Below are 12,743 nucleotides of genomic sequence, written 5' to 3'. Positions count from 1 at the left end.
ACACGAACATTCCCTTCGCAATGTGGATAGCTGGGTTCCCGGGCTGCTGACAGCATCCATACCCAAGGACGGCATAAAGACCGCCGCAATCGCAGGACCTCGTTCTCACGGTTTTCAAGGGGGTATCTATGTTGAAGTCCAATTCGTGGTCCACGCGGATCATGACCTGCCTAGCAGCTTCGTCGGCAATGGCCGGTTTCTCCGTTCCAGCCTTCGCCCAGGACAGCGAAGCGCCAGAAAGCGAAAGCGGCCTCGAAGTCATCACCGTTACTGCGCGCAAGCAAACGGAAGACCTTCAGTCCACTCCGATCTCGATCACCGCGTTCAGCGCCGAACGGCTTGAATCGCAGGGCATCACACAGGTCAACCGGATCCAGGACTTCACCCCGAACCTGACATTCGCGAACATCCCGTCGAACAGCGGTATCGCATCGAATGCGGCCGTTTACATTCGCGGTATCGGCCAGAACGACTTTGCGCCCACGGTTGAGCCTGGCGTCGGTATCTATATCGACGGCGTCTACCTTGGCCGTACCGCTGGCGGCGTTTTCGACCTGATCGACGTGGCATCGGTTGAAGTCCTGCGCGGTCCGCAAGGCACCCTGTTTGGCCGCAACACGATCGGCGGCGCGATCAACATCACGACGGTGCAGCCTGATGACATGCTGCGCGGCAAGTTCGACCTGAAATACGGCACCGACGATCTGGTGGTCGCCCGCGGCATGGTGTCGGGCCCGCTTACCGACAGCCTTTTTGCCAAGGTCAGCGGCGGGATCACCAGCCAGGACGGCTATGTCGATGCACCGGCACTTGGCACCAAGTTCGGCAACCGCGATTCCAAGACGATCCGCGGCGCCTTGCGCTTTGCACCTTCGGGCAGCCCGATCGATATCACGCTGGCCGCGGACTACACCCGCGACAAGAGCCACGGTGCGCCGGTCGTCATCACCGGTATCGACGAAACCGCGATGGGCAGCTTCGTCACGCTGCAGAACCTGATCACGTCGGGCATGACCAACCCGTTCTACTGCCTTCAGGCCGATCAGCTTGCCAATACCGGCTGCTACAACGCGCGCTTGTTCAGCGAGGACACGAACTACTCGACGTTCGAGACATTCTCGGACCTCGAAATCTGGTCGGCCTCGCTTACCGTCAGCTATGACCTGACGGATGATATCGAGTTCAAGTCGATCAGTGCGCTTCGCCGCATCAACGGTGAATTCGCGCAGGACCGCGATGGTTCGAACCTGGAAATCAACCAGGTCTACGACGACTTTTCGCAAAAGCAGTTCAGCCAGGAATTCCAGATCGTCGGCACGGCGCTGGACGACAGGCTCAACTGGGTCACCGGCCTCTACTACTTTGAAGAGAGCGGCGGCGACATCAACCCGATCGACTTCCTCGTCGTCTATGCCCAGTCGGGCGGCTACTACGATTATGAGAACTGGGCGGCCTTTGCGCAGCTTGGCTTCGAAGTCGTCGACGGCCTGACCATCACCGGCGGCCTGCGCTACACCGACGACAAGAAGTCCTACCTTCCCGACCAGTACGTGATCGACACGCTGGAACCGTTCCTCGTCATGCCGCCCGGTACGCGTCTTGCACCTTACGAGGATGCGAAGACGCGGGTGAAAAAGTGGACCCCGATGGTCAACGTGTCGTGGGAAGCGACGCCCGACTTCATGCTCTATGCGACCTATTCCGAAGGCTTCAAGGGTGGCGGCTATACCCAGCGCGTCTTCCCGCCCGAACCCTCGCTGCCGAGCTTCGAGCCGGAAACGGTCAAGTCGTACGAAGCCGGTTTCAAGCTCATGGCGCTTGGCAATTCGGTTCGTCTGAACGGTGCCGGTTTCTATACCGACTACGACCAGATGCAGCTGCTTGTCGCCGATGCGACCCGTGTCGGCCCCTTCATCACCAATGCGGGCAAGGCGCGCATTCAGGGGCTTGAGCTCGAAACCAACATTGCGCCCGGTGGCGGGCTGCGCATCAATGGTGCGGTCGGCCTGACCGATGCCAAGTTCAAGGAACTGGATGCCGGTGTTCAGGGCCTGACCCTCGATTCCGAGTTCGTCTATGTCTCGAAATGGACGTTGAGCGCTTCGGCCGAAAAGGAATTCTACCTCGGCACGGCGGGCATGATCACGCCGCACGTCGACTGGTCCTATCGTTCCGGTTTCTTCACCAACGCGAACGGCATCAACACGCCCGAACTCTATCAGCCGGGGTATAGCGTCTTCAACGCGAACCTGCGTTGGGAGGACGAGGACGAACAGCTGAGCGTGACGGTCGGCGTCGACAACATCGCGGACAAGAAGTTCCGTACCTTCGGCGACTATCAGCCCTCGTTCGGCTTCTACATGCAGGCGTTCGATCGCGGACGTCAGTACTACGCCAAGATCGGGTATTCGTTCTGATGCGCGCCGGGGTGGCAGGCATGGGCCTGTCGCGCCGGGCCCTGATGGGAAGGATGGCGGTATGCGCCGTCCTTTCCGGTGTGGCCACGGCCCCGCTGGCGGCACAGACCGGTGTCGCGGCGATGTCGCCGCAAGTGCGATCAACCGCGTCGCTGTTGCATGTCGCTTTCCCGCATGCCGATCTGGATGCGCAGTTCTACGCTCGCGTCGCGCAGGATTACTTGTCCGAGATCGACGGCTCACCCGGCATGGCAGAGCTTGAGCGGGGCCTCTCCCTGCTTGACGGGTCGCACATCGCGGCTTTTGCCAACCTGCCCTGGCCGATCCAGCGTTCGATGGTGGCGAAGTACGACCAGGAGCCGTTCTTCAAGGCGCTGCTGATGCGCGGGGCGGAACTGATCTACCGCGACAAGAAGGTCTGGGACCTCGTCGGGTACGAAGGATCCTCGCTGGAATACGGCGGATACATCGACCGCGGCTTCGACGACATCGACTGGCTTCCCGTTACCGGAGACGTGAATTGACCACATATTCGCTCGACGACAGTTCGGTTTTCGTCGTCATCGGTTCCGGCGCAGGTGGCGGCGTCCTTTCCAACGAACTCGCGCAAAAGGGTCATAGCGTCGTCTGCCTCGAGGCAGGGCCTCGTCTGGACTTCGGCGATATCGTCAATGACGAGGCCGAGATGTTCGGCAAGCTGACCTGGCTCGACCCCCGCATGGCAACGGGCAAGCCCGATCCCAATTTCCCGGTCTGGGGATGCAAGACGGTTGGCGGGACGACCATGCACTGGACCGGCGCCTGCCCGCGTTTCGAACCTTACGAGATGCAGGCGCGCACGACATACGGCGACATGGACGACACGACGCTTGTCGACTGGCCCATGCCGCCCGAAGAGATCGCGCCCTATTACGACAAGGCCGAAATCCGCATGGGGGTTACCGGAACCCACGGGTATCCGCACCTTCCGCCGGGCAACAACTACAAGGTGCTCGAAGCCGGTGCGCGCAAGTGCGGTTATTCCGACATCGACACGCACAACATGGCGATCAATTCGATCGATCGCGACAACCGTCCTTCATGCCATCAGCTCGGCTTCTGCACCTCGGGCTGCGCCGTCGGTGCCAAGTGGTCGACGCTCTACACCGAAATACCCGCTGCCGAAGAAACCGGCAATTTCGAACTGCGTCCCGGGGCGATGGTCGTCGGGATCGAACTTGGTGAGGACAACCGTGTCTCGGGCGTGACGTACCTTCAGGACGGCAAGCGGATCACCCAGAAGGCCCGCGCCGTCGCAGTGGCAGGCAATGTCGTCGAGACTACGCGCCTCCTCCTCAACAACAAGAGCGAGCGGCATCCTGACGGCCTTGCCAATTCGAGCGGTCTGGTCGGACGCAATTACATGCGTCACTTCACCATTCAGGTCATGGGCGTAATGCCGGGCAAGGTGAACTTTCACCGCCAGACGCACCTTGCCGGCGTGGTGCGCGACGAACGCAAGCACGATCCATCGCGCGGGTTTGCAGGCGGGTTCCTGATTTCGACGGTGCCGTTCACGCCCGAAATCCTTGCCAAGCACATGCTGGTCGGCGGTTGGGGGCGTGACCTGACATCGGTTCTGGACAAGTACGACCAACTGGCCGGCATGTTGCTGACGGGCGAGGATCCGCCACAGCTTTCGAACCGCATCACGCTTCACCCCGAAGCGCGTGACGACAACGGTTTGCCCGTGCCGGTGATCCACTACGAAGATCACCCCAACACGATCGCCATGAAGGAATATGCCTGGAAGGTCGGGCGGCGCATCTACGAAGCGCTGGGGGCAGAACAGATTGTCGAGATGGGCGATTACATCCCGGCAACGCACAACATGGGCACCGCGCGCATGGGTGACGATCCGAAGCAGAGCGTATGCACCCCTTATGGCCGCACGCACGACGTGGAAAATCTCTACATCTCTGACGGCAGCCTGTTTCCCACGGCAGGTGGCTGTAACCCGACGCTGACGATCGTTGCGCTTGCCCTGCGCCAGGCAGAACATATCGACGGTGAAATCCGTGCCGGCAGGCTTTGAAGCCATGCCGGCGCGGGCGCGCGGTCACTCCACGATGTTGCGAGTGACCACGCGCAGCAGCTTGTTCAGGCGGGCGATGTCCTTTTCGGATACGTCCTCGAACGCGCGAGCGTAGATGCGGTGCGCGATGTCCCACGCCTTTTCGCTGGCTTCCATGCCGCGCGGGGTCAGGCTGACGTCGGTGACCCGGTGATCGCTTTCGCGTTGGGTGCAGGCGATAAGGCCCTCGGCCTCCATGCGCTTCACGATCTTGGTCATCGTCGGCAGCTTGATGATGGCGTGGTCGGCGATTTCCCCGACGCCAAGGCTGTCACTGTCCCGCAGGGCCATCAGCACGCGCCATTGCGGGATGTCCAGCCCGATGGCCTTCAGCGACTTTTCCATCTGCTGGTTGTACCGCCCCGAAAAGCGGGCAAGCCAGTAGAACGGCCAGTCCTCCATGACGAAGGCATCTTTCCCGCTGTCTTCCGGCCTGTCCTCAACGACTGGCTCCATCGCGTTTCCTCTCGGCAGATTCGTTCTTTTCACGTGTCCGAGTATCCCATGCCTTGTGAAGGAGCAATCTCGCTCGCTGCATTCCAATAGTTGACATTTATAGTATTATGCAACCAATATGAGTCGAGCCGAGGTAGCGCAGGCCATAAAACCGGCCGCAAAAGCATCCCGCCTCGAATTGCTGGCCAGAAACCAGGGGAAAGCCCATGAACACGATGACCGCGCCGCCCGTTCCCGATCAGGAAGCCGAGTTCCTCGAGGTACCTGAGAGCTTTCTTGCCGAAATGCGGCAGCGTCGCGGTGAGTTTGCAGCGCTAGGCAGGTTGCCGCGCGACGTCGTCGAAAGGCTCCGCGGTTTTGGCACTTACCGCGCGCTTGTCGCCAAGCGCTATGGCGGCATGGAAACGACGCCTGCCCGCTTCCTCGAATACGTCGAAACGCTTGCAACGGCCGATGGTTCGGTAGGTTGGGTGGCAAGCTTTGGCGTGTCCAGCATGTACTTGGCGGCGCTTCCCGAAGCGACGCTGGCCAAGATTTATGCCGACGGCCCCGACGTCATCTTCGCCGGTGCGCTGTTCCCGCCGCAAAAGGCAGAGCGCTGTGAAGGCGGGCTCAAGATTTCGGGCCGCTGGCCTTTCGGCAGCGGCTCTACCGGGGCGGACCTCATCGGTGTCGGTATCAAGGTCGATGAAGAGGGCGGCGGACTTCCGCGCATGGCGGTCATGCCGTCGAGCAGCGCCACGATCGAGGATAACTGGGACGTCATCGGCCTGCGCGGAACGGGCAGCCACGACATTGTGGTTAAGGACGCAGTCGTCAGCGATGACTGGACTTTCGTTCGTGGCAGCGCGCCAAGCCTCGATTCCCCGCTCTATCGCTATCCCGCGATGGCTTTTGCCGCGCAGGTCCTTGCCATTGTTGGCGTGGGCGTCGGCCGTGCCGCGCTTGACGAACTGGTCGCCATGGCCGCCGGGCGCGGTTCGATCACGGGCGCGCCGACGCTAGCCAATCGGCCCTACGTGCAGACCGAAGTCGCCAAGGCCGAAGCCAAGCTGCGGTCCGCCCGCGCGTTCTTTTACGAGGCGACCGAAGATGCCTGGGCCACGCTTTGCGCGGGCGACCCGGCCAGCGACAAGCAAGCCATGATGCTGCGCCTTGCGTCCAGCAACGTTGCCCGTGCGGGTTGTGACGTCGCGCAGATGGCGTTCAACCTTTCCGGCACGACGGGCATCTACAACGATCACCCGCTCTCGGCTTTCCTGCACGATGCCCTTGTCGTCGCGCAGCACGCTTTCCTTGCCGAAGGCACCTTCCAGAGCGCCGGACGGGTCATGTTCGACCTTGATACGCCCGCCGGCTATCCCTGAATCCAAGAAGGAACATCCACGTGACCGATACCCCTACCAAGCCGCTGCGCGTCCTGTTCTGCGGCGCCGTACTGCAGAACTTTTTCGATCTCCCCGGTGACGAGATCGGCAAGGTCTGGACCGCGACCGGTGAAATGCTGAAAGGCATTCGCGACCTGCCGGGCGTGACCGTTCTGGGCACTCTGGACGATGACGAAACGATGGTGGGGACATCGCCCAATGGCTGGCCGTGGACGTTCTACATCCTTGCCGATGTCCCCGACCGCGCGACCGTGCAGGCCGCCTGCAATTTCTTCCGCACGATCGAGGTCGGTGAATACCGGCTCTGGCGCTACATGCGCGTCGAGGCCCGGATCGGCCGTGAACTGGTCATTCCCGAGTGAGCGATCCGGTTGAAGAACGCGTCGTCCTTGTAACCGGCGGCGCGCGCGGCCTTGGCGAAGCCTTGTGCCGTGCGTTCTTCGACGCCGGTTACCGCGTCGCCGTATCCGATATCGACGGTGAAGGCGCCAAGGGACTGGCGTCATCGCTCGACCCGGCGGGTGCCCTCGCGTTGGGCTTTGCTCTCGACGTACGTAGTCAGGATCAGTTCGAACAAGTCCGCGACGCTATCGTCGCGGCATGGGGCCGGGTCGATGTGCTGGTCAACAACGCGGTGGTCACCAAGGCCAAGCCGGTTCTCGATATCGAACCGGACGAATTCGATGCCGTGCTTGGCGTCAACATGCGCGGCACGTTTGTCGGCAGCCAGGTGTTCGGTCGCTATTTCAAGGAAAAGGGCAAGGGGCGGATCGTCAACATGGCGTCCTTGGCCGGGCAAAACGGCGGTACGGCGACCGGTGCGCATTATGCGGCATCCAAAGGCGGCATCATCACGTTGACCAAGGTGTTTGCGCGCGATCTTGCGCCTTTTGGCGTCACCGTGAATGCGATTGCTCCCGGACCGCTCGACCTGCCTTCGGTGCGAGAGCTTGTTCCTGCCGACAAGCTGGAAGGACTGGTCGCCGCCATTCCGATCAGGCAGCTGGGCAGCCCGGACTATGTCGCGCGAACGGCGGTCCACCTTGCTGATGCGGATGCGAATTTCGCCAACGGTGCCATCTGGGACATCAATGGCGGGTTGAACATGCGATGACGCAGGAGGTCGATCAGGGCCAGTTCCGCGCGGCCATGGCGCAACTGGGCGCGGCGGTGAATATCATCACCACCGATGGCCCTGCAGGACGGCACGGCATTACCGCGTCGGCCGTGTGCAGCGTGACGGACGCGCCTGCGACATTGCTGGTCTGCATCAATCACGCTTCCCGAATGCACGATATCGCCAAGGACAACGGCCTGCTTGCCGTCAATGTCCTTGGCGGCGGGCACGAGGCGCTATGCGCGCTATTTGCCAGCAACAAGCTGTCGAGCGAGGAGCGTTTCGCGACGGGCGAGTGGCAGGCGATGGACAATGGCGTGCCTGGCCTTGCCGACGCTCTCGTCACGTTTTCATGCCGTATCGACAAGGTGCAGGATGTTGGCACGCATGGCATCTTCATCTGCCGTGTCGAGCAACTGGTTGCCCAGAATTCCGGCGATGCCCTCGTCTACTACGGACGCGCCTTTCATCGCCTTTCGATCACACAATCGTGACTTCGCAATTGATGGTCTGACCGGGTTCGAAGCGGACTTCGCAGACTTGGCCGGGCTCGACGGGATGTACGCCGGTAATCGCACCGGTCGAAATCATGGTCCCGTCCTCGATCGGGTGGCCCAGTTCCCGCAACTTGTTGACCGCATAGGTGATCGCCGCCAGCGGCCCGCCGGGCAAAGCACTCGCCGGTTTCGGCCCGAAGGGCTGGCCTTCGATCACGGTCGTGCAGAGAACGTCGTCCGGGGCGGCACCGTTCAGCAGGTCGCCAAGCACCAGCCCCATGTTGTTGCCAAAGCCAGCGATTGAAGCCAGCGGGCCCAGATCGCCGATCGTGGCAAGCGCGCTTCCCGCAACCTCGATGCCGAAACGCCATTCCCGAACCAGGTCCGCACATTGCTGCGGGGTCACTGTATCCGTGGTGGCCGGTCCATCGATGATCGCGACAAGTTCCGCCTCCAGCGCGGCAAAGCCCTCGCGCGTTGCGGGGAATGGTGTTGAGGCACCATCTGCGACCGGCCAGACGCTGTCGTGGAAGATCGGGCCAAGGAAGCGGTTTTCGCCATGCTTCTCTTCGTGCTGTCCCAGGATACGCCCCACTTTCCAACCGGCGATCGGGCGGTCCCAGATCTCGATCGCGGTGCGCTGAGTTGCGTAAGCTTCGTCCAACGTCTCGGGAAACTGTCCGGGAAAATCGGTGAAGCCTGTGGCTGCCTTGCGATGTGCGCAGAAGCTTTCGGCGGCGGGGCGGGGGTCGAACACGGCGTTTTCCTTTGCGAGTGGGCCGTTATCAGCGCAGGTTTTCGGCAAGGTCGCCTAGCAGGTCGCTCAGCAAGCGAAGCCTGTCAGGGTCGAAGCCGGCAAATGCGCGATTGAAGACATGTTGCGCCGTCTGCTCGGCAATGGGCACACTGTCGGTGCCGGTTTGCGTCAGCATCACTTCTGTCACACGGCGATCGCGCTCACTCGGCTGCAGGCTGACCAGTCCGGATGCTTCCATGCGCTGCACCGCCTTTGTCATCGTCGACAGCTTGGTGTTCGCCTGCTGCGCGATGTCGCTGACGGCCATGCGGTCCTGCTCTTTCAGGATCATCAGGATGCGCCACGATGTCGGATCGAGGCCGGTATCGGCCAATGCCGACGAAAGCGCATCCTGATAGCGCCCATGCGCCCGCGTCAGCCAGTAGAACGGCCACGCATCATAGGTCGGCGTCTGATCGATTTTCATGGCGCACAATTCGCGGATCATACTCATCGGGACAAGCTACATAATAGTTGACTATTCACGTGAATGGTGTTTTTTCTAGTGTCATGTCAACTCCCCTCGACCCCAACATCCTCACCCAGCGCCTCGACCTTGGAGGGGATGGACCACGCGTGGTCGTCAAGGATTGTCTGGATATCACCGGTACGCGCACCGGCTGCGGCAGCAGGGCAATGGCGGATTGTGCCCCTGCAAAGGCGAACGCGGCCGTGGTCGATGCCCTTGTCGCGGCTGGATGCCGGATCGTCGGCAAGGCCAATATGCACGAGCTCGCTTACGGGGTTACCGGGATCAACGCCTATACCGGCACCCCGTTGAACCCGAAGTTTCCCGACCGGATCGTCGGCGGTTCGTCCAGCGGGAGTGCGGCCGCAGTCGCACTCGGGATCGCGGATTTTGCGATCGGCACCGACACTGGTGGATCGATCCGGATGCCTGCTGCGTGCTGCGGGATCTTTGGTCTGAAACCGACATTCGGAGCCATTTCCCGTCAGGGCGCCATTCCCAGCGAGAGTTCGCTCGACTGCATCGGTCCTTTCGCGCCGGACATGGCGACGATCGAATTGGCGTTGCAGGCGATCCTACCGGACTATGTGACCGAGGATATGGGCAAGACGCCGGTCGTGGGCCGCGTTTCCGCGCCGGCCGACGCCGACATCGATGCCGCCGTGGACGGTGTGCTCTCGCGTGCAGCGGTCGCTGTGCGGGCTTGCGAATTGCCTTCCCTGTTCGCGGCGCACGAAGCAGGCATCACCATCATGGCCGCGGAAATGGCGGCACTTTTCGGTGACCTCGTCGGGTCAGGCCTGCTGGGGCCCGATATCGATGCACGTATCGCCGCGGGCATGAAAGTGACCTCTGAACAGGTCGCTCGCGCAGAAGAGGTCCGCGCCCGGTTCACGGCAGAAGTCGACGGCGCGCTGGAGGAATTCGATGCCTTGGCGCTGCCGACGATGCCAAGTGTCCCGATACTCGTGTCCGACGCAGGCGATGCCAAGGCCGCGCTTCGGCTGACCCAACTTGTTCGCCCCTTCAATGTATCGGGCCATCCGGCACTGGCCATGCCGACGCTGACGGCAAAGGGGCTGCCGGCGTCGATCCAGTTGGTCGGGGCCATGAATGCCGAACCGCGGCTTTGCGCAGTTGGCCGCATCATGGCGGAGGCGCTGTGATGGCGACCGTCGAAGAACGGCTCGCCCGGTTCGAGGCCGAGTCCGAAATCCGGACGGTTATGGCCCGGTACATGGAGCTTTGTGACGAGCTGAACAGCGACACGCCGATGGATGAACTGGGAGCCCTGTTCACGCGCGATGCCGTCTGGACGGGCGTTGGTGCCCGCTACAGCGGCGCTTTCGGTGGGCACAAAGGGCGCGACGCGATCGTGGCCATGCTGGGCAAGTACCGGGGGCCGCCCGCCCATTTCGCGATGAACGCGCACTTTCTGTGCTCCGAAACGATCCGTGTCGATGGCAGTGCCGCGCAAGGTCAGTGGATGATGCTGCAGACGTCGACTTATGCCGATGGCCGCAGCGACCTGCGTTCTGCCCGGTTGCGCGTGGGCTTCGACCTTGAGGACGGGGCCTGGCGCATCAGCCGCTTCGAAACCGAAAACCTTTTCAGCCGACCGGTCGACCGGTGGGACGATCCCGCACCCGTTCCGGTGCCAGACGAACCGACAGGAGATTAGACCCATGGATATGCCAGCAACCGGGGGCGGCTTTGCCGACCTCGTTCAGGACGATCGCGTCCATACTGCCCTGTACAAGGATCCGGCCATCTTCGATGAAGAGATGGATCGCATCTTCAAGAATACCTGGGTTTGGGTCGGCCATGTCAGCGAAGTGCCGCAGAAGGGCAGCTTCAAGAAGTCGTGGGTCGGCCAGCAGCCGGTTATAGTCACCCGCACCAAGGACGATGAAATTCATGTCCTGCTGAACCGTTGTCGCCACCGCGCGGCGACCGTTTGCGAAAAGATGAAGGGCAAGACTTCGGTCTTCGTGTGCCCTTATCACGGGTGGAGCTATGGCCTCGACGGCAAGCTTCGCGCTGTTCCGCACTCTTCGGTCTATGGCGAGGATCTCGACAAGTCGCAGTTCCCGCTCGTCTCCCTTCGGACCGAGCAATACAACGGCATGATCTTCGCCACGTTCAAGGACGATATCGAGCCACTGGAAGATTTCCTGGGCGGCGCGAAGAAGTGGATCGACCTGTTCATGAAGCAGGGCGCAGGGTACCCGGTCAAAGTGCTGGGCGAACACCAGTTCCGGTTTGGCGGCAACTGGAAGATCCAGCTCGAAAACACGACCGACGCCTATCACTTCCCCATCGTTCACAAGACCTTCCTCGACTCGCTCGATGCGGAAACCGAGAATGTCTTCGACGTGCTGGGGCAGGGCGGCTGGGTTGAAGATCTGGGCAACGGGCATAGCCTGATGGTCATGATCCCCGATCTCGTCGACCTGGAAGAAAACCTCGATGCGCCGATCCCCGAACGGTTTGCCGAACTGGCGCAGGAACTTCGCGACGAAGGTTACGAAGACCTGGAAGTTCGCCGCATCGTGCGCGCTGTTGGCGGTGGCGGGTTCAACCTCAACCTGTTCCCCAATGTCGCCTGTTCGATGGCGTTCTTCCGCGTCCTGCGTCCGGTTTCGGTGGACGAGACCGAAATTCGCCACGTCGCGATCGGCATGGATGGCGGCCCCGAGGCGGGGAACCGCATGCGCATGCGTCTTCACGAACATTTCCAGGGACCGATGGGCTTCGGCTCGCCCGATGACGCCGAAGGGTGGGAGCGTGTGCAGCGCGGTGCCGCCTCTGGCGACGACCTGTGGATCATGGTGAACCGCGGCAAGGAGCCGCTGGTCGATCACCCCGCTGGCGAAGCAGTCACCGACGTCAGCGCCGAGACCGGTATGCGCGCAGCCTACCAGATGTGGAAAAGGATGATGTCGGCATGAGCACGCTTGAACAGACCCGCGAACCCAAGATGACCGAACCTCACGACGTGATCCCGCTTGCCGATGCCTGTGCCTTCATCTGGCGCGAGGCCGAGATGCTGGACCAGCAGGACTACAAGGCATGGCTGGACCTTTGGACCGAGAAGGGCATCTATGTGATCCCGATCGAGCGCGATGAAACGGATTATGCCAGCGCGCTCAACATCGCGTACGACGATGCAGGCATGCGTGCCGCGCGCGTGAAGCGGCTCAAGAGCGGCTTTTCGATGTCGTCGGCACCGTCTGCGCGTACCGTGCGCACGACTTCGCGCTTCGTTGTCGAACCGGGCGAAGACGGAGTGACGATCGTGCGCTGTGCGCAGATGCTGGTCGAATTCAAGTTCGAACGGACCCGCGTTGTCGGTGCGGATGTCGTCTATCGCCTCGTCCGGACAGAAGGTGGCATCGCCATGGACGGAAAAGTCGTGACGCTGTTGAATTCCGACGAGCCGCTTTGGGGCGTCGGCTACCTTTTCTGATGCCTTGGCTGGCCGGGGTGC

14 protein-coding genes are annotated in these 12,743 nt (G+C 61.8%); 11 read left to right on the top strand and 3 right to left on the bottom strand.

Annotation, left to right across the window (positions count from 1 at the left end):
• Window positions 1–128: 128 nt before the first annotated feature.
• Genes KIH45_RS06625 through KIH45_RS06615 form a run of 3 tightly spaced genes read left to right on the top strand, consistent with a single transcriptional unit; the run spans window position 129 to window position 4,491 of the window.
• Window positions 129–2,417: a TonB-dependent receptor gene (locus KIH45_RS06625; protein WP_213175203.1), complete on the top strand. Its 2,289-nt coding sequence runs from the start codon at window positions 129–131 to the stop codon at window positions 2,415–2,417.
• Window positions 2,417–2,941: a hypothetical protein gene (locus KIH45_RS06620; RefSeq protein WP_213175202.1), complete on the top strand. Its 525-nt coding sequence runs from the start codon at window positions 2,417–2,419 to the stop codon at window positions 2,939–2,941. The genes KIH45_RS06625 and KIH45_RS06620 overlap by 1 nt, the downstream gene beginning before the upstream one ends.
• Complete coding sequence (locus KIH45_RS06615; protein ID WP_213175201.1) at window positions 2,938–4,491, top strand: GMC family oxidoreductase; 1,554 nt, start codon at window positions 2,938–2,940, stop codon at window positions 4,489–4,491. The genes KIH45_RS06620 and KIH45_RS06615 overlap by 4 nt, the downstream gene beginning before the upstream one ends.
• A gap of 24 nt (window positions 4,492–4,515) precedes the next feature.
• On the opposite strand, the gene KIH45_RS06610 is transcribed toward KIH45_RS06615, so the two are convergent.
• Window positions 4,516–4,986: a MarR family winged helix-turn-helix transcriptional regulator gene (locus KIH45_RS06610; protein ID WP_213175200.1), complete on the bottom strand. Its 471-nt coding sequence runs from the start codon at window positions 4,984–4,986 to the stop codon at window positions 4,516–4,518.
• Between the two features lie 206 nt (window positions 4,987–5,192).
• Between KIH45_RS06610 and KIH45_RS06605 the strand changes: the two genes are divergently transcribed.
• Genes KIH45_RS06605 through KIH45_RS06590 form a run of 4 tightly spaced genes read left to right on the top strand, consistent with a single transcriptional unit; the run spans window position 5,193 to window position 7,985 of the window.
• On the top strand, window positions 5,193–6,353 hold the full coding sequence (locus KIH45_RS06605; RefSeq protein ID WP_225899701.1) for an acyl-CoA dehydrogenase family protein: 1,161 nt from the start codon (window positions 5,193–5,195) through the stop codon (window positions 6,351–6,353).
• Between the two features lie 20 nt (window positions 6,354–6,373).
• On the top strand, window positions 6,374–6,736 hold the full coding sequence (locus tag KIH45_RS06600; protein ID WP_213175199.1) for a hypothetical protein: 363 nt from the start codon (window positions 6,374–6,376) through the stop codon (window positions 6,734–6,736).
• The gene (locus KIH45_RS06595; RefSeq protein ID WP_213175198.1) at window positions 6,733–7,488 is read left to right on the top strand and encodes an SDR family NAD(P)-dependent oxidoreductase; all 756 of its coding nucleotides are present in this window, start codon (window positions 6,733–6,735) and stop codon (window positions 7,486–7,488) included. Before KIH45_RS06600 ends, KIH45_RS06595 begins: the two co-directional genes overlap by 4 nt.
• Window positions 7,485–7,985: a flavin reductase family protein gene (locus KIH45_RS06590; protein WP_213175197.1), complete on the top strand. Its 501-nt coding sequence runs from the start codon at window positions 7,485–7,487 to the stop codon at window positions 7,983–7,985. The genes KIH45_RS06595 and KIH45_RS06590 overlap by 4 nt, the downstream gene beginning before the upstream one ends.
• Here the strand turns inward: KIH45_RS06590 and KIH45_RS06585 are convergent.
• Both KIH45_RS06585 and KIH45_RS06580 read right to left on the bottom strand, forming a co-directional pair.
• Window positions 7,972–8,745 carry a 2-keto-4-pentenoate hydratase gene (locus KIH45_RS06585; protein ID WP_213175196.1) on the bottom strand — a complete coding sequence of 258 codons (774 nt, stop codon included), beginning with the start codon at window positions 8,743–8,745 and terminating at the stop codon, window positions 7,972–7,974. The genes KIH45_RS06590 and KIH45_RS06585 overlap by 14 nt on opposite strands.
• 28 nt (window positions 8,746–8,773) lie before the next feature.
• Window positions 8,774–9,211 (bottom strand): MarR family winged helix-turn-helix transcriptional regulator, encoded by a 438-nt coding sequence (locus tag KIH45_RS06580; RefSeq protein WP_213175195.1) that lies wholly within the window; start codon window positions 9,209–9,211, stop codon window positions 8,774–8,776.
• 83 nt (window positions 9,212–9,294) lie between these two features.
• Here KIH45_RS06580 and KIH45_RS06575 point away from each other — a divergent pair, with 83 nt between their 5' ends.
• The 4 genes from KIH45_RS06575 to KIH45_RS06560 are packed head-to-tail and all read left to right on the top strand — an operon-like array spanning window position 9,295 to window position 12,722.
• Window positions 9,295–10,419, top strand: coding sequence for an amidase (locus KIH45_RS06575; protein ID WP_213175194.1), 1,125 nt, complete (start codon window positions 9,295–9,297; stop codon window positions 10,417–10,419).
• Complete coding sequence (locus KIH45_RS06570) at window positions 10,419–10,934, top strand: nuclear transport factor 2 family protein (protein ID WP_213175193.1); 516 nt, start codon at window positions 10,419–10,421, stop codon at window positions 10,932–10,934. The genes KIH45_RS06575 and KIH45_RS06570 overlap by 1 nt, the downstream gene beginning before the upstream one ends.
• Before the next feature lie 4 nt (window positions 10,935–10,938).
• Complete coding sequence (locus KIH45_RS06565) at window positions 10,939–12,204, top strand: aromatic ring-hydroxylating oxygenase subunit alpha (RefSeq protein ID WP_225899700.1); 1,266 nt, start codon at window positions 10,939–10,941, stop codon at window positions 12,202–12,204.
• Window positions 12,201–12,722 (top strand): aromatic-ring-hydroxylating dioxygenase subunit beta, encoded by a 522-nt coding sequence (locus KIH45_RS06560; protein ID WP_225899699.1) that lies wholly within the window; start codon window positions 12,201–12,203, stop codon window positions 12,720–12,722. Before KIH45_RS06565 ends, KIH45_RS06560 begins: the two co-directional genes overlap by 4 nt.
• Window positions 12,723–12,743: the final 21 nt, after the last annotated feature.

Source organism: Croceicoccus gelatinilyticus (genome assembly GCF_018398395.1).
Taxonomy (GTDB): Bacteria; Pseudomonadota; Alphaproteobacteria; order Sphingomonadales; family Sphingomonadaceae; genus Croceicoccus; species Croceicoccus gelatinilyticus.
Note: the sequence above shows the minus strand (reverse complement) of the source record. Positions and strands in the feature narration are given on the sequence as shown.

Excerpts from the sequence above, each read along its gene's own strand:
- KIH45_RS06625 (WP_213175203.1), top strand. The coding sequence starts at position 129 with ATGTTGAAGTCCAATTCGTGGTCCACGCGGATCATGACCTGCCTAGCA.
- KIH45_RS06620 (WP_213175202.1), top strand. The coding sequence starts at position 2,417 with ATGCGCGCCGGGGTGGCAGGCATGGGCCTGTCGCGCCGGGCCCTGATG.
- KIH45_RS06610 (WP_213175200.1), bottom strand. The coding sequence starts at position 4,986 with ATGGAGCCAGTCGTTGAGGACAGGCCGGAAGACAGCGGGAAAGATGCC.
- KIH45_RS06605 (WP_225899701.1), top strand. The coding sequence starts at position 5,193 with ATGAACACGATGACCGCGCCGCCCGTTCCCGATCAGGAAGCCGAGTTC.
- KIH45_RS06590 (WP_213175197.1), top strand. The coding sequence starts at position 7,485 with ATGACGCAGGAGGTCGATCAGGGCCAGTTCCGCGCGGCCATGGCGCAA.
- KIH45_RS06580 (WP_213175195.1), bottom strand. The coding sequence starts at position 9,211 with ATGAAAATCGATCAGACGCCGACCTATGATGCGTGGCCGTTCTACTGG.
- KIH45_RS06575 (WP_213175194.1), top strand. The coding sequence starts at position 9,295 with ATGTCAACTCCCCTCGACCCCAACATCCTCACCCAGCGCCTCGACCTT.
- KIH45_RS06570 (WP_213175193.1), top strand. The coding sequence starts at position 10,419 with ATGGCGACCGTCGAAGAACGGCTCGCCCGGTTCGAGGCCGAGTCCGAA.
- KIH45_RS06565 (WP_225899700.1), top strand. The coding sequence starts at position 10,939 with ATGGATATGCCAGCAACCGGGGGCGGCTTTGCCGACCTCGTTCAGGAC.
- KIH45_RS06560 (WP_225899699.1), top strand. The coding sequence starts at position 12,201 with ATGAGCACGCTTGAACAGACCCGCGAACCCAAGATGACCGAACCTCAC.